Origin of the sequence: Flavihumibacter sp., from assembly GCF_036676075.1 — a bacterium.
Taxonomy (GTDB): Bacteria; Bacteroidota; Bacteroidia; order Chitinophagales; family Chitinophagaceae; genus Flavihumibacter.
Map to the genome: position 1 here is coordinate 58376 of NZ_JAKFDQ010000010.1, position 25427 is coordinate 83802.

Below are 25427 nucleotides of genomic sequence, written 5' to 3' on the forward strand. Positions count from 1 at the left end.
TTCTGAACTACGAAATATTTCGGAAACGTTAAAATATGCATCAGTTATTCAGCAGCCCCTTGATACGCGTTATCACTTCCGTCAGTCCGCCTACCTCCTGTCCCCCGGCAGTAGCGAGGTTTTTTTGTCCTCCCCCGCCACCCTTTATCAGCGGCGCCACGTGCTCCTTGATAAGTTTACCGGCATCTAGTGATCTGGAAGCAACTACCGAATCTGAAATCCCAATTGCCACAAATGGCTTACCCCCGATATTGGCTCCTAGTACAGCTACATAATCATTCAGGTTATTCCTTAAGTCAAAACAAAGCTTCTTGAGCGCATCCGGATTGCTTACTTCTACAGTATCACCTATGAAACTCACCCCGTTTATGATCTCATCCTTTTTCAATAATTCATTCCTTATCCCCACCAATGTCCTGTTTTCAAGACTTTCCAATTGTTTCTTCAGCGCTGCATTTTCGGCAAGGGTATTCTCGATAGATTTCTGTAATTCTTTCGGATTTTTCAATGATTCCTTCACCGCCTGGAGTTGCTCTAATTGCCCGCCCACCCATGTTTCGGCAGCAATACCCGCAACCGCTTCCAGTCTACGCACACCCGCAGCAACAGCAGATTCATGCTTGATCTTGAAAAAACCAATCTCTCCTGTTGCATCCACATGTGTTCCACCACATAGCTCAATTGAATAATCTTTGTCCATCATAACCACTCTTACCAAATCACTGTACTTCTCCCCAAACAATGCCATCGCACCTATTGCTATAGCCTCATCTTTAGGCATCTCTTCAATTTTCACGGGAATGTTTTCACGTATCTTTTCATTCACCATGCTTTCAATGCTTCCTAATTCATCATCGCTGACTTTTGCAAAATGAGAAAAATCAAACCGGAGATGCTCGTCATTCACCAATGAACCTTTCTGTGCTACATGAACCCCCAAAACTTTTCTCAGGGCTGCATGCAGCAGGTGTGTTGCAGAGTGATGTGCTTCGGTTTTATTTCTTTTATCGCGATCAACTTTTGCAGTCACAATCCCGGTTATATTCACCGGCAACTTTTCTACAAAATGGATGATCAGGTCATTTTCCTTTTTGGTATCAACCACACGAATGGGCTCACCCTCAAACATCAGTACACCGGTATCTCCCACCTGTCCGCCACTTTCAGCATAAAACGGTGTAACCGATAAAACCAGTTGGAATGCTTCTTTCCCTTTTGCCTTTACTTTGCGGTATTTCAGGACTTTTGACTCAATTTCCAAAGTATCATGACCCACAAACTGCATGTGTGCAGTTTCATTTAACACTACCCAGTCCTCGGTATCAATAGCTGTTGCGGCCCTGCTCCTGTCTTTCTGCTTTGTCATTTCTTTTTCAAAGCCCGCCTCATCTACTTCCAGGTTATTCTCACGTGCAATTAAACGTGTAAGGTCAATGGGGAAACCAAAGGTATCATACAATTCAAATGCTGCAGATCCTCCTACCTTTTCAGTTCCAGCGCTTGCTGTAGTTCTTATAATATCATCGATCTTTTTAAGTCCCTTATCAAGTGTGCGTAAAAATGCATCTTCTTCTTCCTTCACCACTTTCGTAACGAAATCTACCTGGCTTTGCAATTCAGGGAATACAGTAGCAAACTGTTTTGCAAGCACCGGCATCAGTTGATGCAAAAGCGGCTGCTTGTAATCAAGATAAGAATAGTAATAGCGAACAGCTCTTCTGAGAATTCTTCTTATCACATATCCCGCTCCTGTATTGGAGGGTAGTTGTCCATCAGCAATAGTGAATCCTATTGCCCTTATATGATCAGCTATAACACGAAAGGCAATATCGGGCTTGGAATCAGACTGTCCGTATTTTTTTCCTGTAATTGCTTCTGTTGCCTCTATGGTGCCGGTGAAAACATCGGTATCATAATTAGACTGCTTGCCCTGTAATACCCTTACAAGTCGCTCAAAACCCATGCCTGTATCTACATGTGTGGCCGGCAATGGCTCAAGACTCCCATCCTTCTTCCGGTTGTATTGCATGAATACATTATTCCATATCTCGATCACCTGAGGATGATCTTTATTCACCAGCTCACGGCCTGGTATAGCTGCACGTTCTTCATCGCTTCTGCAGTCAACATGAATCTCGCTGCAGGGGCCACAGGGGCCAGTATCGCCCATCTCCCAGAAATTATCCTTCTTATTGCCAAATATGATATGGTCATCTTCCACAAGCTTTTTCCATTCAGCCAGTGCGATGGTAGAAGGTGGAAGATTCTCTTTTGGATCGCCCTCAAAAACGGACACGTATAACCGATCTTTAGGTAGCTTGTAAACTTCGGTCAACAATTCCCAACTCCATGCGATCGCCTCTTTCTTGAAATAATCACCGAAGCTCCAGTTACCCAGCATTTCAAACATGGTATGGTGATAAGTATCAACACCCACTTCTTCCAGGTCATTGTGCTTACCACTTACACGAAGACATTTTTGTGTATCCGCCGCCCTCAGGTAAGGCGGTTTCTTATCGCCCAGGAAATAATCCTTGAACTGGTTCATACCCGCATTAGTAAACAAAAGTGTAGGATCGTTCTTTACTACAATTGGTGCAGATGGTACAATTGTATGCCCCTTCGAGGCAAAAAAATCTAAAAACTGTTTTCTTATTTCAGCACTTGTCAGCATAAATTCGGAATGATTCTTGAGTGAAATTGTGCCCTGCCCGCTATATTTGTAAATAGCCGGTAAAGTGGTGCAAAGCTAAGGAAATGGGCTTTGCAGGCATATATGAAAAAGATCAAATATTACTACAACCCCAATACCCTCCGGTACGAAAAACTGGAAACCCCGCTCAGGGTCAAACTCCTACGTGCATTAGGTTTCATAGCCGCCTCTCTTGTTACAGCACTGATCATTGTTTCCATCGCCTTCCAATATCTCGATTCGCCTAAAGAAAAGATCCTTCGCCAGCAGTATGAGAAATCGAGGGAGAATTATGATCTTCTCTACCGTGAGGTCAATAAGATGCAACAGCAGATGGCCGAACTGGAGAAGCGCGACAACGAGGTCTACCGTTCAATTTTTGAAGCCAGCCCTATACCGGATTCAGCTCGCGTAAAAGAAATGGAAAAGGCAAAGGAGATCCGTATGGTGCAGGCCATGGATGCCGATGCGCTCTATACCGGTGTTGTTGATAATATCAATAATCTTATCAAGCGCATCGCCTACCAGAACCGCTCTTATGAAGATATCCAGGGCTTTATCCGAAATAAAGAAGTGCTGCTGGCCGCTACCCCTGCCATCCAACCAGTTAGTAACAAAGATCTCAACCGGATAGCATCGGGATTTGGATACCGCATCGATCCGGTTTATAAAACGGTGAAGATGCATGCTGGCCTCGATTTCGCCGCACCGCAGGGAACCCCTATTTATGCTACTGCCAATGGAACTATTAAACTTGCCGGGAATACAGGTAATGGGTATGGCAACCATGTGATCATTAACCATGGCTATGGTTATGAATCCCTATATGGACACATGTATAAGATCAAAGGGCGCTCAGGTCAGCGGATCAAGCGGGGAGAGATAATAGGTTATGTTGGCAGCACAGGTAAATCTACAGGTCCCCACCTGCATTATGAAGTTCATAAAAACGGTAAGCGGCTTGATCCCGTTTATTTCTTCTATAATGACCTCACCCCCGAACAGTATGACAGGCTCCTGAAAATGGCCGCGGCAAGTAACCAGAGCCTCGACTAATTTTCCCTTCCTGTTTTTTGTTTCCGGCCCTATTATTGATGCGAACTCCACGTATCTTTAACCTATACATGAAGCCACAACCACAGATCAGCATGAACTTTGGATTCGATGAGCCGGAGATACCGGAAAAGGTCGAAACAAAAGCGCCGTCGGTGGATCAACCCATAAATGGCCAGCACGTTGAAACTGTTGTGAAAAAGGTTGCAGTTACAGATGAGTCTACCATTCTTACCATTAGAAAAAAGCCTGGCCGAAAGGAAAAAGAAAAGGCCTGGAAATCTGCCACTCCCGGTAAAAGAGGACGTAAATCGCTGAAGGATATCAGCGCAGAAGCCGATCTGATTGAGATCCCAACTGATGAAGAGCTTTTCTCCAAACAATACTACAGCATAGGTGATGTTGCCAATATGTTCCGGATGAATCCTTCGCTGATCCGCACCTGGACCAACGAGTTTGATGGAATGCTGCAACCCAAAAAGAACAAGAAAGGCGACAGGTATTTTCGTCCCGATGATGTTAAGACCCTTCATCTCATCTATCACCTGATAAGGGTTAGAAAGTTCACATTAGAAGGTGCCCGCGACCACCTTAAGCAACAAAAGAAAAAGACCGAAAAACAGTTTGCTGTTATTCAATCGCTTCAGCAATTCCGGACTTTTTTACTTGAACTAAAAGCAAGTCTCTAGAGCGGTTACCAATAAAACTTCAAGCTGTTTTTAATTCTGCATCGCGCAACCAATGTCAGATTAACTTGCATCACCTATTGGAAAGATATACTTCCTTATTCTCCCCCGCAAGATCAACCTGCAGCGACTCCATAAGCCTTAATACTTCAAGGTTTATAAACTGCCTGAGCTGGTTGAATTCCATTACCGGAATGATGGGTGCGTAATATTCAATATGAACAATGAATGCACTGGATGTGATATCACTCAGAAAACAGGTATAAGATTCAATGGCGGGATGGGTTAATATATTCTTGATTCCCGCAATTGCATGGTCTAGTTTCAGGGAGCTGGTTTGGAGGCTCAATTCAAGATTCAGGTCAGCCCTTCTTTGGGTTCGAAGACTCAGGTTATCCATTATACTGTCCACCATCTGTTTATTGGGAACAGTTACAAAGGTCTTCTGATCTGTTCTGAGCCTGGTACTCCGGAGCCCGATCTTTTCAACGGTTCCTGTAATGTTCTGAACCTTAACCAGGTCACCCACATGGAAAGGCTTATCAAAAAATATAATGAAGGACGCGATCAGATTCTCCAGGCTCTCCCTGGCCGCGAGAGCGAGAGCACCCGCTACGATACTGAGTCCCGCCAGGTAAGTGGTGATATCTTTCCCGAAAGAAAATTTTATTACGAGTAGTATGCCCAGGATGATCAATAATGCTTTGAAGAAATCCTTAAAAAAGACCACCATCTGGTTGTCGGCCATATCTTCTGTAAGGTTTGCCTTCTGTTCCATTAGCATCGCTATAAAATCAATGATCCGACGCATCAACCAAATGAACGTCACCACAAAAATTCCTTTCGCAACACTATCAACGATCTTTCGGAAGCTTACATGATAGATCTCGAATTCTAGCTGTGATGGATACCGGAGTTTATCAAGCGCTATCATGGTAATGGTAATTACAAGGAACACCTGCATCGGTTGGAAAAGAAGTTCAACGAATGCTTTCTGGTCAATTTTCCATGAATGCTGCTTGATTAGCTTAAAAAGCAATTTAGATAAAACCCTGCTCAGGTAACGTTTTAGCAGTATTACAAACAGGATAGTACCAAAGCATATTAAATAGGCTCTTACAGTATTATCGAGGATCACATAATCAAGAATTTCATTCATGTCAGCTACAGATTCTGTAAGGAATAAACAAAGAGTACGCCATCTTTCAGGCAATATAAATGATCCATCACCACCTGCATTTTATCAACATCATGGAGTAGCTCAGGAAGCGACAGTTCTTTAGTGATCAGGGTTCCTGGTGTATAACGCAAAAGCATTGTCCCTTTGCGACCCACCACATCATCACCCATCACCTGGAAGTCGGTCCACCCAAGCAATGCAACCTGGTTACGAACCGTACCAAAATAGTCGAGCACTATCAATCCTTTCTCCGGATCATAAAGATATACCAGCCGGTTTGCATCAGCAATGTATAACGGAGTGGGTGGTGTATCTGATAACACCCTGAAGTCAACTGTTTCCGCAACCAGCTTTCCATTATCATCCAGCCTTTTCAGTTTCCCATTCAGTTCATCATATACCCAAAGGCCATTATCGAAAGACTGGCCGATAACCCTTGCCTGGAATATATCCTGCTTTCTGAGATCAATAGTATTTCTGTTGTTTAAAAACCTGTCAAGCACAACCACTGTTCCAAAATCACGAAAATGCAAAAGCACCTTCAACGGGTTTGAAGCATCAATGGCATGCACTTTTCCATAACGGCGAACATCATTGTACACTCCAATGGAATCACCATCAGCATCCCTCTTCTTTAACTGCCCGCTTTTATCTAAGAGATAAAAATTGCCAAGATTATCTACCGTGAAATCTGCCAGGTTTTCTCCAATCGTCCGTACCAGGGCAAGTCCGTTTTGCCGACTTTTACCTGCAGTATCCTGCTGCGCAAATAGCGTTGTTGAAATTAAGCCGGCTATGAAAAGGAAAAAACATTTCATGGCTCATAGGTTTTAAGCGTAAGCTCATTGCCATCAAATATTGCATAGGTATTGTAACGTAACCAATCTCCAAGGTTTATATACCTGCTGCCGCCCTCAAGCTTCACATCAAGCGGTAAATGCCTGTGTCCAAAAACAAAATAATCATACTTTTTTTTCTGAAGTATCTCCTTACAGTAAATGATCAGCCATTCATTGTCTTCGCCCAGGAATTTTTCATCTGTTTGTCCCGTTGCTGCTCTGCTCCGCCTGCTTAAAAAATTAGCCAGTCCGATTCCCATTGTTGGATGTAGTATCCCGAAAAACCACTGGCATACCGGGTTTCTAAAAACCTTTTTGATGAACTTGTACCCATGGTCACCCGGGCCGAGTCCATCGCCATGCCCTACCAGAAATTTCTTTCCATTTATTTCGTAATCTTTCTCCTCAAAGTAAACCGGGATCCCCAGTTCCTTTTCGAAATATCCGTTCATCCACATATCATGATTGCCTACAAAAAAATGAACCGGGATCCCATTATCGGTTAGCCATGCCAGTTTTCCAAGGAGTCTTACATAACCCTTTGGAACAACCGATTTGTATTCATACCAGAAATCAAATAGATCACCCACTATCAGAATCATAGCCGCATCATGGGAAATACTCTCGAGAAAACGAACGATGCGTTTTTCCCTTACCAGGCTGCTTGCATGGTCAGGAGCCCCAAGATGGAAATCAGAAAGGAAATATATTTTCTTGCCCTCGGCTAACTGCATGGGTGCAAATATACGTGCGGGAAAGCTGTCTGACACATGTCAGACAGATATCAAAGGCCCCCTTTGGCGCGAAGATATTCAAGTACATCGCCTGAAGTTACCCGTGGACGGCCACTCACGTCACCAGAATACCAGTAAATCCAGGCTTCCGTAGTACTTCCATTAGGAAGTATTACAGTAGTTTTCTCACGGCGGTACAATTGTGGTTCTCCGTCTTCCGGAGCTACTCCTTCATAATCATCAAGCTGTGCCATCGCCCATTCAAACTCATCCACTTCGCGGATGCGGTATAACTCTCCAACGATCCGCGCATCAGAATCCGTGGCCACGGCTGCAGGATATTCACCCATATCATAAAGCAATCCCATCACTGTTGCCGGTGATACCAACTCGAAATAGCGCTTGATATATTCATATGCCGGATGCCGGAATCCCTCGCGTAGTGAGCCGTACACGAATACCTGGTATAATGGATGGAGGTTCATGTTCTAAAGATAGGCAAAGCTGTGAAGCAGTTCTATAACTTATCGACCAAAAAAAGGTAAACTTCTTTGGGACCGTGAACACCTACAACAAGCGTTTTTTCTATGTCGGCAGTGCGGCTTGGACCAGAAGCAAATGTTATCAGGGATGGAATGTTGCGTCCATACTTTTCTTTGATCCCTTTGAGACCGTCGCGGATATCATATACTAACTGGTCGGTAGTAGCTATGCAAATATGTATAGGGGCATATACGCTGGTCGTTCTTCCACTTTCCTGTGCCGAACTCATTACTAAAGTACCAGTTCGTGCCACCAGGTATTCACAACCGGTAATACTTACATCGCACCCCGGTAAATCATCAGTAAAAGAAAAGTTACTATTCTCCGCTGCAAAGAGTTTCTGCAAACCAGTTTCCCGGCAGTAGATTTTTTTGAGATTTGCCTGTTCAAACAGGTACTTTAACTGGAATACCAGCTCCCCCTGGTCAATGCAAAACACGAATTTGCCCTGTAACCTGGTAAAGTTTTCGGCAAACAACATCTCAAGTTCTTCCCGCTGCGGCTGGTAAACCGAAGTGTTTCCTTCGCTTGAAGGAAAAGGAAGAGGCGTTGATTCACTCAACGCCTTCCTTATCTTCTTTAAAATATTCTCTTTTGAAGCGGATATGTTCATATGCTTCTTATACGATGGATGGTGTTTCCTCTACATCAAGTGTTTTCTTCTCTTCATAAGGACGCTTTCCGATCAGATGCTCAACGTCACTTTGGAAAAGCACTTCCTTGTCAAGTAATTTCTCCGCGAGAATTTCAACCTGTGCCTTTTTCTCAGTAAGTAATTGCTTGGTACGCAGATAAGCAGCATCAATCAGATTTCTCACCTCTTCATCAATGATCCTGGATGTTTCTTCTGAGTATGGCTTGGTAAAGCTATTCTCCTGCTGCGGATCATAGAAGCTTACATTTCCAACCTTATCATTCATTCCATATACCGTTACCATTGAATAGGCCATTCTTGTTATCTGCTGAAGATCATTCTGGGCACCGGTTGATATCTTACCAAAGAATATATCTTCAGCAGCCCGTCCACCCAGTGTCATACAGATCTGGTCGAGCAACTGGTCGGTATTGTAGAGATATTGCTCTTTCGGCGTATACTGCGCATAACCAAGGGCGGCAGTACCCCGCGGAACGATGGTAACTTTAAGTAACGGATATGCATGCTCGAGATACCAGCCACAGATGGCGTGACCTGCTTCATGATATGCAATGATCTTTTTCTCATCAGGAGAAATGATCTTATTCTTCTTCTCCAGTCCCCCGATCACACGGTCTACCGCATCCTGGAAATCACTCATATCAACAGCTTCCTTTCCTTTCCTTGCTGCAATAAGCGCTGCTTCATTACACACGTTGGCAATATCAGCACCCGCAAATCCAGGTGTTTGTTCTGCCAGCTTATGGATATCAACATGCTCAGAAACTTTGATTGGTTTCAGGTGCACTTTGAAGATAGCTTCACGACCTTTTACATCGGGCTTGTCAATAGATATCTGGCGATCAAATCGTCCGGGACGAAGTAACGCACTATCCAATACATCAGGCCTGTTGGTTGCGGCCAGTACAATGATGCCACTCTCTCCACTGAATCCATCCATCTCAACCAGCAACTGGTTCAGCGTGCTTTCACGTTCGTCATTGCTCATGATTGCATTCTTTCCACGCGCACGGCCAATGGCATCGATCTCATCAATGAAAATGATACATGGTGCTTTCTCACGTGCCTGCTTGAAGAGGTCACGTACACGACTTGCTCCAACACCCACAAACATTTCCACGAAATCAGATCCGCTCAGGCTAAAGAAAGGCACCTGCGCTTCACCGGCAACCGCCTTGGCGAGCAGGGTCTTACCTGTTCCCGGAGGGCCAATCAGTAAGGCTCCCTTAGGGATCTTACCGCCGAGGTTGGTATATTTTTTTGGATTCTTCAGGAAGTCAACAATCTCCATCACTTCAACCTTCGCTTCATCCAATCCCGCCACATCATTGAAAGTAATATTGACCTTGGTTCCCTTATCAAACAATTGTGCTTTTGACTTTCCGATATTGAAGATGCCACCGGGTCCGGCACCACCTCCGCCGCCACCACCCATCTTACGCATCAACAATACCCAGATGAGTACGATAACGAAAATGGGAAGGATGAACTGGAAGATCGGTGCAAGCCAATCGCCCTCGGTATCATCAATACGCGGAACCTCTTTTACTTCAGGATTCTTGGTATAGAAGTCGCGCAGATCATCAGTAAAAATCTCAGGCTTCGCAATTGTGAACTCAAACTGCGGCCCCTTATCAGTTGCAGCATTGTAATTCTTGGGAAGCTTTGAGGTATAATAATCTTTCTTCAGACTGTCCTTCTTAATAAAAACGCGAACAAGGTTTTTATTACTGATCAACACGATCTTCTCCACATCGCCTTTTGAGAGCATCTCCATTTTGAAGATGTCGAAATTGATTCTTTTGGCTTCTGGTGTAAAAGTGCTGAAAAGGTTAAATCCAAGTAATATCACCGCAAGTGCACCCCATATCCAATAAATATTGAACTTGGGTCCTTTACGCGGGTCATTGCTTCCATCCGGTCTCGGTCGCATCCTGTTAAATCCCCCCCTTTCATTTGGTTTCAAATCTTCCTGTGACATATATTATTAAACTATAAGAATTACTAATGCAAAAAGGGTCCCATTGTTCAATAGGACCTGTTATTATTACAAATTGTGCTCGGTCATGGGGGCATCGCTCCACATTTCTTCCAGGCGATAGAACTTACGCGTTTCCGGTTGCATGATGTGAACCACCACATTCACATAATCAATAAGGATCCATTGTGCCGCCTGCTGGCCTTCATGGCGATACGGATTCTCACCCGTTTCTTCCTTTACCTGGTGTTCAATTTCATCTGCAATGGCTTTAACCTGAGTGGTGGAACTGGCCTGGCATATGATGAAAAAATCCGATACAGCCTCATGGATCTTTCTGAGATCGAGCGAAACAATATGCTCGCCTTTCTTGTCCTGTATGGCTTTAATAATGGTTTTGAGAATCTTAGCGTTCTTGGATAAGCGGGTCACACTGCTGCGTTGACGAGAAGCTAAAGATGACAATGGTTCCAATAATCTATTCTTTTAGTGATCAAAAAACTGAAAATACTACATTCGCCACGATCAAAAGTAACTAAACTTTTACGCAACGCCATGCCCGTTCAACATATCGGCCAACCGCTCACTGTGCTGGAGTCAGTAGATAGCTCCAACAACTATGCCATGGGCAGGGTTCATGCCCGACTGGCAAGTCATGGGGAGGCGTTTTTTGCGCAGGAACAGACCGCCGGGAAAGGGCAACGCGGCCGGCAATGGGTCACACGCCCGGGCGAAAACATCATGGTCAGCATCGTGCTCGATTGCGCTATACTGAACCCCAACGCCCCTTTCATGCTCAGCATGGCCATGGCACTCGCCTGTTCCGATTGGTTCAGCAGCCTGGCCGGTGATGAAGTTTCCCTTAAATGGCCTAATGATCTTTACTGGCGTGACAGAAAGGCAGGGGGTATCCTGATCGAAAACCTGTGGTCGGGCTCAAACTGGCAGTTTGCCATTGTAGGTATAGGAATCAATATCAACCAGGTGGAATTTGACCCGATGGCAAAAAAACCGGTTTCGCTGAAACAAATCACCGGCAAAAACTTTGACCTGATGCATTGTTTGGCCGATCTTTTTCAAGCTCTTGAAAAACGTTGGCAACAATTGATGGCCGCACGTTCAGACCAAATTTTGGAAGATTATAACAATATTCTTTTTATGCGCGGGATGATTGCCCGAATTCGTAAAGACAGTGCAATCTTCGAAACTACCATCATGGGAGTAACCCGGTATGGCGAGCTGTTTACAAAAGATACACTCGAAAGAAGTTTTGCAGTAGGAGAAATCGACTGGGTTTAAGATGTTCGGGCAGAATTTCCCCCTACATACACCCAGCTATCATAGCTATCATCTATTTCGGCGGCACGGGCTTCTATTTCAAAGCGGTTATGGTAATAGCCTTTGCGCATTGACTCAATCAGGTATTCCCAGAGAAACCGGATGAACCCCAGCTCCCTGAACTGACGTATATGTGCCAGCTCATGCCTCAGCCAGCGCCGGTTTCGAAGAAGTTCCTCCACACTGGTATTATGCAGGTGAATAGTTGTTCCCAATACCATGGCCATCTTTTCTGACCCCATCTTCCTTGCTGCCAACCTGGCCCAAAATGATCTTTCCCTTATTCTGTAATTCACCGCATAAATATACAATCGGGCCGGAATTATGCAATCCCAGACTAAGCCTATCTTTCCTTAAATCTGGCGCCTAATTGTTCGGTGCTCCAGCCTGCACCCAACAGGAAATTGCCAGTATCTGCGCATTGGAAAGACTTCCCTCCTTTGGCATTGTTTTGCTTACTACCGCCTGGCGGATAGCCGTCCTCGCTGCAAAGATCTGCTCATAAGTAAGTAGCGGCCCCGGACCATTCAGGCTTCCCGCACCATGGCAACCTGATGCCGTACAAGTGGAAGCAATGATTCCACTGATACTGGTTGAAAATTTGGGTGTTTCAGTTGGACATTCATCATTACCACCCGGATTGCCGCCCGGGCCCGGATCATCAGAACTCTTACTGCAGGAAATAATAATTGTAAGCGAAAGCATGACCAGCATGCCTGCCGTCATTTTCATTTTCATGATGGATGTTTTAGGTGATATGGAGAGTCAACATTTCAATTGAAATGCCTTGATGACTTTATCTCGATATCAGCCCATTTCCATGCTTTCTCAAATCTCTTATTTGTTTGCGCAGCTGCTTCGTTCAGGCCCTGCCCCATCTGAGCATTATACAAACCCTTCAGCGCCCATCCGTTTTCGGGAAAAGTCATCAAGTCATCATTATAAACGGACTCCGCCTCCTTATGGTTGCCTGCCTCCAACAGCCAATATCCTAATGTGAGCCGCACAGAAAAAAACCAATCCGGCGGTTCATTATAATTCAACTTATCCTCAATTGCCACTGCCTTCCTGAATAATGGAATCGCCTTCCCATAATTTTTTTGCTGTGCATATATCTCGCCTTCCAATACATTGGCTGCAATTGATACAATATCAGCAGCAGTATTGAGATCCCAGATCAGCTGTGATTTTAGCACCTCCCCTTTGAGTAATTTTTGTACTTCTTCAAGTTCCGCCTTTGCCAATGCCATCTCTTTTTTACCAGCATATGCCATCCCCCTTGCATAATGCCAGATGGCTTTTGGATAGATCAGTTTTTCACCTGGCTTTTCCAACTTCAATATCTCATCCCAACGGCCAAGATGAATTAGTACAAAAAATGGAATACTATAAAAATGCTGAACAGTTACATTCTCATCGAGATACTTACGGTCGGCAGTAGCCGAAACCCGCCAGGCATTTTCTATCGCCTTTTTACTATTGCCTTCCAGAAAAGCACAGGCAGCCAGAAAATGTATATTATGCGGATATAATAACATCGGGTAGAACCCTGAAGCCTTGCACTGGCTGATATAATTACTATCGGCCTCACTGGCTTGCTCATTTACTAATACACCTTTGTGGTACTCACCTGTGCGTATGTAAATATGGCTGGGCATATGAACAAGGTGGCCCGCAGAAGGCATCATAGCCGGCAACTTATCGGCATAGGCGCTGGCCTTACCTGCAGTTTTCGAAGCCTCCATCGCATGGATATAATAATGTATTGCACCAGGATGATCAGGCCAGCGTTCAAGCACTTTTTCTATGGTGTTGATGATCTTTGGCGTCCATGGCTGTGCAGTTCCATCCTTCAACCAGAGATTCCATGGATGTTCATTCATCAACGCATCAATAAACAATACTGCGATCTCTTTATCGTCCGGATATTTCTCATATAATTTTTCCATGGCCGATGCATAGGCAGCATTATAAGGAGTCATGTCACTTACAGGTTGTTCCGGAAACCTTGAATCCATAGCATCCACCAACTCCCTTTCCTTCTCAGTAGCACTCGTGGCCAGTTTTTTAGCTGTATTGATTGCTGTATTTATATCTGTTAAAGCCACGGGGTTAAGCGCCGCATTATAATTTGGTCCAAGTACCATGGCCAGTCCCCAATAAGGCATGGCCGCAGTACTATCCAATTCTATTGCTGTTTTAAATGACCTTCCTGATTCGCCATGATTGAATGCATATAATAAGGAAAGTCCCTGATTGAAAAACATCTTCGCAGAATCTGAACGGGATGTTATGTCATAGCTGATACACGTAAAGCCAGGAATAAGCGGGCCTTTACCTGCATTTAGTTTTGCAAGGTCCAGTGTAGGAGAACAAAAAACAGCAGCGCTCCTCTTAACTTCCACAACCTTCTTAACCGGTGTTGACAGTAGGTAATACAATACCATCAGCAATAAATTGCCTGTCAGGATCAGTGATTTCATACTGCAATATTTTGGTTTTACTAAAATTGATACAATTAAATGAAAGGGGCAATACCCTAAATAGGTGACTGCACTTTATTTTGCCGGTCTGCAATAGTTATTCACCACCCATTCCCCGATCTTGTTTCCCATTTTTTGTCCGGCCTCACTGGCAAATCGGAAATGGATACCAGCCATTACCCGTGAGTCGGCATTTTCGTTAGCCGCATCCAGGAAATTATTGAATTGCCGGTAACTTGTTTTATCCACTGCGGTGGAAGAATTCATTACAAATGGCATGTTGTTCCCAAGTAATTCAGAAAGTACAGTAGCACCGGCATTGCCGAGCACCGAATGCGTTGATGGATAGTCCTGCGCAGGTGGCGTAGGTTCAGCAGGTTCCCAGTTTATATCGGAATCTGTAAGTTCATTACCATCTGTATCGGCCAACCTGATAGCAGAATATGGCCGCCAGAAATTGTAGTGATATTTTGAGTGCCAGCCGGAAGAATAGGAATCTGCCAATGCCATATTAAGCAACGCAAATACCCTTGCAGTGGCCATAAGACCTAGATCTTTGTTCTTCACTCCAATACGGGCAACCCTGTTCCAGCCGATTTCAGAAAATTCATACCAGAATTTTGCATATGCCGACTGTGCCGCTGTTCTGCTTTCACTGTGCGCCCTTCCAATTCTCTTTACTTCATTAAAGGCATTTGCATACTCCGCACTATTAAGCGCAGGTGGTGGTGGGGGAAGAAACTGGTCGTGCTTTTCCAGTGCAAACAATTTCATCGTTTTCCACTGTGGGGCGAAAAGAAAATTAAAAGGGGGAACAGGCCTGTACATGCCCGGCATTTCTGTTTCAGCAACCGGACCAACGGGATCAGCATTGGCTGCATCATCAGCACGAAGGGCAAGAATAGCTGCTGCAGCGGCCTTGCCGATCTCAAGGCCAGCATCTTTTTTTTCACTGTTCCCAACAGATTTCAACGAAACAGAAAGCATTGAATCCAGCATCTTCCTTTTTTCAGGAAAAGATGCGCTCAAAACGCCATGAGCCGCTGCAGCTGCAGCCGCTTCCAGACTTGCTTTCCGGTTATCGCCTTTAAAAGTATATTGCTCATAAACAGGATCGATTGCATTCAGTGCATCGTGCATGGCAATATGTACCATTGCGTTTATCCTGGAGCCCTGCAGCGGGAGTTGGTAGTTAATTCCACCAGCCGCCTCTAACGCTACGAGGTTCCAGTCAAGGATCAAAGTGTTTGGTAAAGGGTCCTTCGCCTTAGCAGGAATTTCATCCCTGGTACAGGCAGTTAAAAAAACCGCTCCCGCTAATCCCAGCATCACTGTTCTCAAAATCTTTTTCATAACATCAAGGTTTAAATTTGAAACACAAATATGCATTTCAACTTTGCGCCTTACAATTACCTAAACAGTGATTCTTCTACCCTAATCTGGTGAGCACCTGATAATTTTAAACGATCCGTTGATTAATGGCTTTTGCAACCACCTCGGTTAGGGAAGCTACATGTAGTTTCTCATAGATCTTCTTGACATGCGACCGCACAGTTTCATAGCTGATATTTAGTTCGGCAGCGATCATCTTATAACTGAGTCCGTTTACCAGGCACGACAAAACATCTTTCTCACGGGGAGTGAGATGGTAATCGGGAGCTTCACCGGGTCTTATAAATTGTGGCATCTCCTGCAGTTTGTTCAGCACTTTACGTGCTATGGAGGGCGACATGGGTGAGCCGCCAAACTGGAGCTCGCGAATGAAATCAACGAGCTTTGTATTAAGCTGGTTCTTCAATATATATCCTGATGCACCAGCACAAATGGAATCGAAAACCCTGTCATCATCCTCAAACACTGTCTGCATTAAAACCTGGATATTGGGAAATTCAGATTTAAGCTTATGCACGGCAACAATACCCGTCATTCCAGGCATTTCGATATCCATCAAAACTACATCTGGCCTTGATTCGCGAACATCACTAATACAATCAAGAACATGGCAATAGGATCCCACCACTTCAAAATCAGGTACAGTATCAAGTAACATCTTTATGCTTTCCCTGATATTTTTATTATCATCAAAAATGGCGATGCGTAATCCCATATGCTATAGCTTTTTCAAATGTATACTTAAAACCGGTGCTCACCTATCCCCTAATCAGGTGAGAGGAAAGCGGAAAAGGATACGGGTACCTTCACCCGCGGCACTGGTAATTTCAAGGCTTCCGCCCATTTCGGCAGCACGACGCTGCATATTGCGCAGGCCATTACCCGACAACGTTAGCAAATTGGCAACAGGCTGGGTTTGCACATCAAAGCCTTTCCCATCGTCCTTAATATGCATCGATAAAAACTGGTGTGATTTTGAAATATCCACCAGAAGGTTGCTGCCGCCGCTATATTTCACTGAATTATTGATTACCTCCTTAAAAACCAGGTATAAATTTTTCCGTTGTTCCATATTCAGGTTAAGGTGCTTCAATTCGTCGGGATAGTTCAACTCAAAATTCATACCCCCGGCTTTCAACAGAGGCCGGGCATAAGATTCCATCCGCTGCAGCATCTTTTCCATGCTGTCATTACGGGGATTGATCGCCCATACTATATCATTCATTTCACTGATCATCTCTCCCGAAGCACCACTTATCTTTTCGAGAGTGTCATCCAGCTCTTTTGTCTTTTGCTGCTCCTTATAAATTTTTGCTACCTGACTGTAAATAGAGATACTGCTTAAAGTAGATCCCATGTTATCATGAAGATCGCGGGCGATCCTGTTTCTTATTTCCTGCCGCTTCAATAATTCGTTTATACGATAACGGTAGATGAAATAAATCAAGCCTGCAGCGGCCGCTGCGAGTAATAGAAAGAACCACCAACGTTGCCAGAAAGGCGGTATAATTATTACATCAAGTATTGTTGCCTGCTCATTCCAGATACCCGGCACCGTGGTTGACCTAACCTTAAAGCGGTATCGTCCACCACCCAGTTGTGTGTAAGGAGCAACCTGCTGATCTCCCGCATCAACCCACCTTGGATCAACACCTTCAAGCATATACTGATAATGCACTTTCTCCTTGTACCAGGGTGCCGCAAAATGGATGTTAAAGAAATTACTGGTATGATCAAGCCTTATCTGGTTTTCATCCGTTTTTAAATGCAGGAATGAATTATCAAAAATGGTGAAATCAGTGAGTTTTACTTCCGGGTGCGATACGGTTGATTCTATGGAATCGGGATGGAAGCGCACATAGAATCCTTTTCCTCCGGCATAGAGATAACCCTGTTGATCGCGGTAAATATCTCCTTTTACTCCACCGGCCGATTCAATCTCCTCAAAAGCGTAGGTCCGTGTTTGTTTCTCTGTGGGATCGTATTGGTGTAACTGTCCATTACCTATCATCCAAACCCTTTGATTATGGTCTGTGCATATCCCTTCCAGCAGATTCGGTGTGTTGCTTATATAAGTAAACCGATTCAATGCAGGATCAAAATGATTGAGTCCCCCTCCAAAGGTAGAAACCCAAAGCCCTCCCCCAGCCCCGGCAGCCATATCATACACGTGATTATTGGAAATGGAGTATGGGTTGGATGGATCATTGATGTGATAACGATATTGTTTGCTAAACCTATCCCATTGTGCCAGGCCGTTTTTGGCAGTTGCCAGCCATAAACGTTTTTTAGGGTCTTTATAGATTTTATGAATAAGATTATCAGCCAGGTTAAAGCGACTGATGATCTGGTTAATTGAATCGCCCCTGCTTATCCAACGGTTTGAGGTGAGATCATAATAAGCTATATAATGTCCATAAGGGGATACCAGCAACGCAGGTTTTCCATTAATAGAATCTTCTTCTACGGATACAATTCTGGAAGCGATGATACGCTTCATTACCATATCATTACTGGTATTTGGAAGCAGATTATAGCTGAAATTATCAGGATCAAACCTGAATAGGGAATAATCGGTTCCGAGGTAAAACTGTTCCTTTGAATCTTTAAAAAATCCGGAAATATTTAATAATGTATCATCTTTCCTAACAGGAAGGTATTCAAACCCCGATGGGTGGCGCATAAATATACCTGCATTTGTTGCCAGCCAGGCAGATTGATCGGCCATCACCATAATATCATTTACAGATATCTCATTATAAAATCCAGGGAGGGAAGGAAGAAATTCCTGTCGGAAGCTCTTGAAACCGCCGGCATAAAAGTTGATTCCGGCATCTGTTCCGATCCATATATTCTGCTGCGGGTCGGTATAGATACAATTAATGGTATTTGAACCCAGGGCACCTTTCCTGCTTAAACTGCTGTAATGACGGCTGTAAATACCAGTGGAAGGATCAAGCAGTATTAAACCTGACATCTTTGTACCAATCCACATATTCCCTGAACCGTCCTCTCCAAAAGAGGTGGCTTCATCTTCACCCAATGAAAGTCCATCACGGCCGTTGGCCAGCACTTCTTCTGCTTTGGTTTTATTATTATACCGATATATCGCATTGTCCCATGAGCCCATCCAGATATCGTTACGCTGGTCGAGATATAAACGCGTAATAGTTACATGGGGAAGCTTTATATAGGGATTAAGATACAGCGGATCAGATTGCTCCTGGAGGCTAACAGGATCTACTTTAAAATAGCTCCCCCCCTGCCTGCCTCCCCAGATAATGCCATTGTTATCAAAACAAATATCAGTACATGTTCTCCTGGATGAAGGATCAACTTTCAGGAAACGGCCGGTAGAAATTTCGAATCTTAATAATCCTGCCCCGCTTGTAGCCAGCCATATATAACCTTTTTTGTCGGGTAACAACGCATTCAGTGAATTAACCGGTATGGAAGAGCTATCACCGGGCTTATGCCTGTATTGAATAAACTGTGCTTCAGGGGCGGCGTGGCGATCGTACCTTGACAAACCACCATCGGCAGTAGCAATCCATAAATAACCATTTCCATCTTCACAGATGTCCATAATGATATTGCCACTTATGGTTTGAGCACTGGCTGGCTGATGGCGGAATACCCGGAAAGTTGTACCATCAAAACGGCTAAGGCCATCATTGGTTCCGATCCAGGTAAAGCCATGACGATCCTGTAATATACAGTTGACATTATTATGTGACAGTCCATTCTGTGTTGTGATATGGCGAAAGAAAAGGGAAGGGGTTTCGGCCATTCCCCATATGTGGCAGCAGGTGAATAATATGATATAAATTACCCGCACTTAAATTAAATTTTATATCCTGATCATTCCGAATATAGAATGCTTCGCATGATGAATTTAGCCAATATATTTCGTGAGTCAGCTAACAGTGGTTGATGATATAGTCCCGGTGCCTTCCAGGTGCCTTCTAAATGCCTTATATGTCGGAGGATCCCCGGAGGATGATCGGTAGATGTCCGGCAGATAAAAAAATAAAAAAATCAGGCAAAACTAAATAGCGGCTTAGGTTTCATGAATCGGAAGTAGTTTAATTTAAGAGATGCGGGATACGTTTTAAACAGGTTAAATGGCTCATTTATCTGGAATAATTGGCTCATTCCATGATTTAATTGGCTTATTTCACAAAAATGGACTCATTCGCTTTGTTCTCAAATTACCAGTGCGGCAATGATTTCTTCCGCATGTTGCTTACTCTTTGGCTTTAAAAACACCTTCATTATCTTTCCCTTCTCATCAATCACAAAACTTGTTCTATGAAGGCCCATATATTTACGGCCATACAACTGCTTTTCACCCCATATGCCATATTTATCGATGATCTTCCTATCGGGGTCTGCAAGAAGGGGAAAGGGCAATTGGTGGCGACTTTCAAATTTCTTATGGCTTTCAATTGTATCCGGACTAATCCCTATCACCTCCAATCCATGGTGTTTTAGGAGGGAATAATTATCGCGCATATTACAAGCCTGTACGGTACAGGTTGGAGTCATATCTGCCGGGTAAAAGAAAATAACGAGTTTCTTTCCTTTATAATCGGCAAGTTTGATGGGGTTTCCATCCTGGTCCTTTGCAGAGAAGGAAGGGGCTTTGTCGCCTTGTTTAAGAGGGGTCATGGGTTTGAGTGGGCTTGGTTTGTGTAACATCTAAATTCTCATCTGGAAAATCGGAAAGTTTTTTCTACCTGGTTACCGGCTTCATCCATTGCGATTACTTTAAGTATATGATCTCCCGGTCCACAATTTTCATCAAAACGATAGTGAAAATATCGCCCTTTATCATTGGTGAAACGGATCCATTTCCCATCTAATTCAGTGCGAAGCACTTTCCACTTATCCAGGTTATCCTTAACGGTGAAGGATATGCGGGAAGACCTGGCCAGGTTGGCGCCATGACTGAAGCCCACAGGGATTACCTGGGGCGGTTCACTATCAACCACTAACTGGAAGCTGCCAAAGTCACGAAACCCGGCCATCGCCCAGCCATTCTGCCAGCTCACCTTCATTACATCTTTTTTAGTTCCGGCAAAGCGCTGCATCACCACCCTTTCACGTTCATCGGCTCCGGGGTCAGTAATAGGTTTGATCCTTACAGCCATTGCATCCTGCAGAGGGATATTAATTGCACCGATGGTATGTACTGCAGATATTACTGCAGGCAAAGAACTTAGACTGCGCTTATGGGCAATTGTTACTGAATCATAAAGCGTCCGTTCCCCAATAATGAACTCGCAATCGTCTGATTCAAATACATCAACCATCAAGGGGTAGAATCTTTTTCCGGAGGGTGGCGCATAGGCAACAGTGGATCCATTATACCTAATGGTTGTAATGGCGGTGGAACTGTTTCCATAGGCATCTTTTACAACGATCTTAATTTCATGCGGCTGCTGGTCAGATAGATCGAGTACCCCATCCCCCTTAAACTTCGTATAGATAGAGTGAAGATATCCCGGCAATTCACTAAGATGTTGCAGGTAAGCACCCCCATTGGATTTTGTGCGATAATCAATATGCGCATTAAGGTAGCGGGTGGCATCATAGCTGATGGCATCCATGCGGAATCCAACAACGGCATCGTTATTATCAAACAATACCGCCTCATAAATACCATTAAGATTAGATGAGCCGGTGTGAGTATCATATGAAGTAATTGCAAGGCTCACCCGGGGGGAATTAACGGTTATGGGAGCGGCGGAGTATGATCCGGTTGCCTTAGCAGCGAGGGGAACTATCCTGGGCGATTGTTCATAAACGCTTTTCGTTCTATCATATATGCCTAAGCGCAAAATTGTGGGCCTTGTATTATCAGCTATAGGAAAATCGAAAAGCATTGGGTTCAGATTAACCTCGTCACTTGTTCTCCGCAATTCAAAATGAAGATGTGGCGCCTGCGACCCACCAGTATTCCCGCTGTAGGCAAGAAATTCCCCTTTTTTAACTGGGAAGCTTCCGGCCGGAACTTCTTCATTCAGGTTCCATGATTCAAGTTCATATTGTTTATTCTTAACCCATTTTTCAAGTGCCTGATTAAAATCATTCAGGTGACAGTAAACTGAAGTGATGCCATTGGGATGATTGATATATATGGCCCTTCCAAACCCACCCGGTTCAATCTTTATCCTGCTTACATAACCATCGGCAGCAGCAAACACCTGAAGGTTTTCACGACGAAGGGTTTTAAGGTCGAGGCCCATGTGATAATGGTTTGGACGGAGTTCACCAAAATTTCCACTAAGACTGATATCAACATTCAGTGGATTACGAAAATATCCTTTAGGATAATCGGGGAGGGTGGGAAACTGGGCAGTAGCGGTGACGGATAACAATATGAAACAAACCAGAAGCCTCTGCATCAAAATTATTTTTTTGTTAGCAAAGCTGCAAATCTAAGACCATTCGGAGAGTTTGCCCGATCGCGTTTAATGGATACTTTAAATAATGATCCGGGTTTCCGGAATGCTTTCTAAAGATTGGTTGTTTAAACAACTTGTTAAATAAAAATAAACTTGCTTTTCGGGTATGCATTTTGCAAACATGAAACAGCGTTTGTTGTTATAGCATTGTCTAAGTATATAAGGCAGGGATGTAGCATTTAACAATATGCGGAATCAGTAAAACAGAATGGTATGAACAGATTTCAACAAAAAGCCGTGATCGTGGCAGCCTTGATGATAGGCTCAGTAATTGGCGCTTTCAAAGGTCAGGAAGCAAAGCAGAGATACCTCTTTAAAGTACTTTCAAAACAGGATGAAAAAATGACGCGTGCAGTCCGCAAAGCCGAACAGCGCAAAGGGAAGGTATTGCTTGATGATATTGAGATGGCCGCTTACCACAAAAGTTAATGGTTAGCACTGAATATATCAGAGGCCTTCACAGTAGTGAGGGCCTTTTTTTTAGTGCTTCCAAATTATTTCCGGCAAATTCCTTCCCGGGCCGTACTTTTGCGCAATTTATTTCTCCGCAAATATGCCTAAAGATACATCTATCAAATCCGTCCTGATCATTGGTTCAGGGCCAATTATTATCGGTCAAGCTTGTGAATTTGATTATTCTGGTACCCAGGCCGCCCGCAGTTTGCGGGAAGAAGGTATCAAGGTAATCCTGATCAACAGCAATCCGGCCACCATCATGACAGATCCAATGATGGCTGACAAGGTTTATCTATTGCCTCTTACTGTTGAAAGTATTGAAGAGATCCTCGAGGAAAACCAGATTGATGCTGTTTTACCCACCATGGGTGGACAAACAGCCCTCAACCTTGCTAAGGAAGCTGAGGACCTGGGCGTATGGGAAAAATATGGAGTGAGGTTAATTGGAGTTGACATTAAGGCGATTGATAAGGCAGAGGACAGGGAAAAATTCCGGCAATGGATGATTGAACTCGGTGTTCCTGTGGCTACAGCCAAAACAGCCAACAGCTATCTTGAAGGAAAAGAATTTGCCCAACAGATCGGTTTCCCTCTCGTGATCAGGCCTTCCTTCACGCTCGGCGGAACAGGAGGTGGATTTGTGCATGATAAAGATGAGCTTGACGAGGCCCTTAACCGGGGTCTGCAGGCATCCCCCATTCACGAAGTATTGGTAGAAACGGCAGTGCTGGGATGGAAAGAATTTGAACTTGAACTATTGCGTGATGCCAATGATAACGTGGTCATCATTTGTACTGTAGAGAATTTCGACCCTATGGGAGTTCATACAGGCGATTCCATCACGGTAGCACCTGCCATGACGCTTTCCGACACTGCATTCCAACTGATGCGAAATACTGCCATCAAAATGATGCGTGATCTGGGTAATTTTGCTGGGGGATGTAACGTACAGTTTGCGCTTAATCCCTCAACTGAAGAGATCATAGCCATAGAGATCAATCCCCGTGTTAGCAGATCCTCAGCACTTGCTTCAAAAGCTACCGGGTATCCTATCGCAAAAATTGCTGCTAAGCTGGCCATCGGCTATAACCTGGATGAACTGGAGAACCAGATCACTAAAAGCACATCAGCCTATTTCGAGCCCGCGCTTGATTATGTGATCGTTAAAATACCCCGCTGGAATTTCGACAAATTCAAAGGAGCTGATGATACCCTGGGACTACAGATGAAAAGTGTGGGTGAAGTTATGGGTATCGGACGGAGCTTCACGGAAGCTGTGCAGAAAGCCTGCCAGAGCCTGGAGAACAATGCAGTTGGACTAGGCTATTATGGTAAAAGCCAGATGCATGCTGAGGAACTTATTGAATATATCAAGGTACCCAAATGGGACAGGATTTTCCGTATTAAAGATGCGTTAATGCTGGGTGTCAGTATTAATACCATCTCTAAAGTCACTAATGGTATCGACCGGTGGTTCCTTTATGAGATCCAGAAGATCGTGAACATAGAAAAGGAAATCGCCAAATACAAACTCGTCAATATCCCAACAGATTTGCTGCGCCAGGCCAAACAACATGGATTCAGCGATGAGCAGATCTGCCGCATTATGAATGATGGCCATGAAGATGAGCTTTATGAAAAGAGAAAGGCAGCCGGTATCCGGAGGGTATATAAGATGGTTGATACCTGCAGCGCTGAATTCGAGGCAATAACACCTTATTTCTACAGTACTTTTGAAGAAGGTGGACAAAATGAAAGTAAGCGAAGCGACAGGAAAAAAGTAATTGTTCTGGGTTCGGGACCTAACCGCATCGGTCAGGGCATTGAATTTGACTATTGTTGTGTACACGGATTGCTTGCAATCAAGGAAGCAGGTTATGAGGCAATAATGGTCAATTGTAATCCTGAAACAGTTTCTACAGATTTCGATATAGCCGATAAATTATATTTTGAACCTGTATTCTGGGAGCACCTTTGGGAGATCGTTGAACTGGAACAGCCGGAAGGGGTGATTGTACAACTTGGAGGACAAACAGCGCTTAAACTGGCGGAGCGTCTTCACGCAAAAGGAATCAGGATCATTGGTACATCGTTCGACAATATGGATATTGCCGAAGACAGGGGCCGATTCAGCGATATGCTGAAAGAACTGGAAATTCCCTATCCTGAATATGGTACCGCTTTTGATGTTGACGAGGCTGTGGAAGTTGCTAACCGAGTTGGTTATCCTGTGCTGGTTCGTCCTTCATATGTTTTGGGTGGACAAAGAATGCGAATCGTTATCAATGACGAAGAAGTGGAAAAGGCAGTTGTAAGCCTACTGAAACATATTCCAGGAAATAAGATACTTATCGATCATTTTCTTGATCGCTGCCAGGAAGCTGAAGTGGATGCCATTTTTGATGGGGAAAATTTCCATGTAATGGGAGTGATGGAACATATTGAACCTGCTGGTATTCACTCAGGCGATTCAAACGCAGTATTACCGGCCTTTAACCTCACCCCATTGGTTATCACAACCATGGAGTATTATTCAGAGAAGATCGCAAGGGCACTTAACATAAAAGGACTCATCAATATCCAGTTTGCCATAAAAGATGGTAAAGTGTTTGTAATTGAGGCAAACCCAAGGGCATCAAGAACCACCCCTTTCATTGCGAAAGCATACCAGATCCCATACCTGAACATCGCCACCAAGATCATGCTCGGGGTAAATAAGCTAACAGATTTCAAATTTGAGAAGAAGCTTAAAGGGTTTGCTATTAAGGAACCGGTATTCAGTTTCAATAAGTTCCCCGGTGTTAATAAGGAACTGGGACCGGAAATGAAGAGTACAGGTGAAGCGATCCGCTTTATAAAAGACCTCCGTGATCCATATTTCAGACAACTATACAAGGACCGGTCTATGTATCTGAGCAAATAATTCAG

21 protein-coding genes are annotated in these 25427 nt (G+C 44.1%); 5 read left to right on the forward strand and 16 right to left on the reverse strand.

Annotated features, from left to right (window positions below; all coding sequences use genetic code 11):
- Nucleotides 1–40 precede the first annotated feature (40 nt).
- Nucleotides 41–2674, reverse strand: a complete 2634-nt coding sequence (gene alaS, locus V6M43_RS11810; RefSeq protein WP_332735481.1) for an alanine--tRNA ligase — start codon at nt 2672–2674, stop codon at nt 41–43.
- A gap of 102 nt (nt 2675–2776) precedes the next feature.
- Between alaS and V6M43_RS11815 the strand changes: the two genes are divergently transcribed.
- Together V6M43_RS11815 and V6M43_RS11820 are read left to right on the forward strand one after the other, a co-directional pair.
- Nucleotides 2777–3748: a M23 family metallopeptidase gene (locus V6M43_RS11815; protein ID WP_332735483.1), complete on the forward strand. Its 972-nt coding sequence runs from the start codon at nt 2777–2779 to the stop codon at nt 3746–3748.
- Between the two features lie 68 nt (nt 3749–3816).
- Nucleotides 3817–4434 (forward strand): MerR family transcriptional regulator, encoded by a 618-nt coding sequence (locus V6M43_RS11820; protein ID WP_332735485.1) that lies wholly within the window; start codon nt 3817–3819, stop codon nt 4432–4434.
- 70 nt (nt 4435–4504) lie between these two features.
- Here the strand turns inward: V6M43_RS11820 and V6M43_RS11825 are convergent, their stop codons facing one another.
- The 7 genes from V6M43_RS11825 to rsfS all read right to left on the reverse strand — a co-directional run bounded on the left by V6M43_RS11825 (nt 4505) and on the right by rsfS (nt 10792).
- On the reverse strand, nt 4505–5590 hold the full coding sequence (locus V6M43_RS11825) for a mechanosensitive ion channel family protein (protein ID WP_332735487.1): 1086 nt from the start codon (nt 5588–5590) through the stop codon (nt 4505–4507).
- A 5-nt stretch (nt 5591–5595) separates the two neighbouring features.
- Nucleotides 5596–6429 (reverse strand): hypothetical protein, encoded by an 834-nt coding sequence (locus V6M43_RS11830; protein ID WP_332735489.1) that lies wholly within the window; start codon nt 6427–6429, stop codon nt 5596–5598.
- A complete protein-coding gene (locus V6M43_RS11835) occupies nt 6426–7184 on the reverse strand; it encodes a UDP-2,3-diacylglucosamine diphosphatase (protein WP_332735491.1) in 759 nt (252 codons plus the stop codon). Before V6M43_RS11835 ends, V6M43_RS11830 begins: the two co-directional genes overlap by 4 nt.
- A 50-nt stretch (nt 7185–7234) precedes the next feature.
- A complete protein-coding gene (locus V6M43_RS11840; RefSeq protein WP_332735493.1) occupies nt 7235–7669 on the reverse strand; it encodes a gamma-glutamylcyclotransferase family protein in 435 nt (144 codons plus the stop codon).
- Nucleotides 7670–7701: 32 nt separating this feature from the next.
- Nucleotides 7702–8340: a LutC/YkgG family protein gene (locus V6M43_RS11845; RefSeq protein WP_332735495.1), complete on the reverse strand. Its 639-nt coding sequence runs from the start codon at nt 8338–8340 to the stop codon at nt 7702–7704.
- Nucleotides 8341–8347: 7 nt separating this feature from the next.
- On the reverse strand, nt 8348–10363 hold the full coding sequence (ftsH, locus tag V6M43_RS11850; RefSeq protein WP_332735497.1) for an ATP-dependent zinc metalloprotease FtsH: 2016 nt from the start codon (nt 10361–10363) through the stop codon (nt 8348–8350).
- 66 nt (nt 10364–10429) lie between these two features.
- Nucleotides 10430–10792, reverse strand: a complete 363-nt coding sequence (rsfS, locus tag V6M43_RS11855; protein ID WP_332735499.1) for a ribosome silencing factor — start codon at nt 10790–10792, stop codon at nt 10430–10432.
- Nucleotides 10793–10915: 123 nt separating this feature from the next.
- On the opposite strand from rsfS, the gene V6M43_RS11860 reads away from it, so the two are divergent.
- A complete protein-coding gene (locus V6M43_RS11860; RefSeq protein WP_332735500.1) occupies nt 10916–11659 on the forward strand; it encodes a biotin--[acetyl-CoA-carboxylase] ligase in 744 nt (247 codons plus the stop codon).
- Here the strand turns inward: V6M43_RS11860 and V6M43_RS11865 are convergent.
- The 8 genes from V6M43_RS11865 to V6M43_RS11900 form a co-directional block, all read right to left on the reverse strand.
- A complete protein-coding gene (locus V6M43_RS11865; protein WP_332735501.1) occupies nt 11656–11994 on the reverse strand; it encodes a DUF4157 domain-containing protein in 339 nt (112 codons plus the stop codon). The genes V6M43_RS11860 and V6M43_RS11865 overlap by 4 nt on opposite strands.
- 70 nt (nt 11995–12064) lie before the next feature.
- Nucleotides 12065–12436 carry a hypothetical protein gene (locus V6M43_RS11870; RefSeq protein ID WP_332735502.1) on the reverse strand — a complete coding sequence of 124 codons (372 nt, stop codon included), beginning with the start codon at nt 12434–12436 and terminating at the stop codon, nt 12065–12067.
- Nucleotides 12437–12471: 35 nt separating this feature from the next.
- Complete coding sequence (locus tag V6M43_RS11875; protein ID WP_332735504.1) at nt 12472–14181, reverse strand: tetratricopeptide repeat protein; 1710 nt, start codon at nt 14179–14181, stop codon at nt 12472–12474.
- A gap of 75 nt (nt 14182–14256) precedes the next feature.
- Nucleotides 14257–15534 (reverse strand): vanadium-dependent haloperoxidase, encoded by a 1278-nt coding sequence (locus V6M43_RS11880; protein ID WP_332735506.1) that lies wholly within the window; start codon nt 15532–15534, stop codon nt 14257–14259.
- 106 nt (nt 15535–15640) lie between these two features.
- Nucleotides 15641–16288: a response regulator transcription factor gene (locus tag V6M43_RS11885; protein WP_332735508.1), complete on the reverse strand. Its 648-nt coding sequence runs from the start codon at nt 16286–16288 to the stop codon at nt 15641–15643.
- A gap of 54 nt (nt 16289–16342) precedes the next feature.
- Entirely contained in the window at nt 16343–19363 is a 3021-nt protein-coding gene (locus V6M43_RS11890; RefSeq protein ID WP_332735510.1) for a ligand-binding sensor domain-containing protein, read from the reverse strand.
- Nucleotides 19364–19779: 416 nt separating this feature from the next.
- The gene (gene bcp, locus V6M43_RS11895) at nt 19780–20244 is read right to left on the reverse strand and encodes a thioredoxin-dependent thiol peroxidase (RefSeq protein ID WP_332735512.1); all 465 of its coding nucleotides are present in this window, start codon (nt 20242–20244) and stop codon (nt 19780–19782) included.
- 38 nt (nt 20245–20282) lie between these two features.
- Nucleotides 20283–21983 carry a M23 family metallopeptidase gene (locus tag V6M43_RS11900; RefSeq protein WP_332735513.1) on the reverse strand — a complete coding sequence of 567 codons (1701 nt, stop codon included), beginning with the start codon at nt 21981–21983 and terminating at the stop codon, nt 20283–20285.
- A 273-nt stretch (nt 21984–22256) separates the two neighbouring features.
- Here V6M43_RS11900 and V6M43_RS11905 point away from each other — a divergent pair, with 273 nt between their 5' ends.
- Together V6M43_RS11905 and carB are read left to right on the forward strand one after the other, a co-directional pair.
- On the forward strand, nt 22257–22472 hold the full coding sequence (locus tag V6M43_RS11905; RefSeq protein WP_332735515.1) for a hypothetical protein: 216 nt from the start codon (nt 22257–22259) through the stop codon (nt 22470–22472).
- Nucleotides 22473–22596: 124 nt separating this feature from the next.
- On the forward strand, nt 22597–25422 hold the full coding sequence (gene carB / locus V6M43_RS11910; RefSeq protein WP_332735517.1) for a carbamoyl-phosphate synthase large subunit: 2826 nt from the start codon (nt 22597–22599) through the stop codon (nt 25420–25422).
- Nucleotides 25423–25427 lie beyond the last annotated feature (5 nt).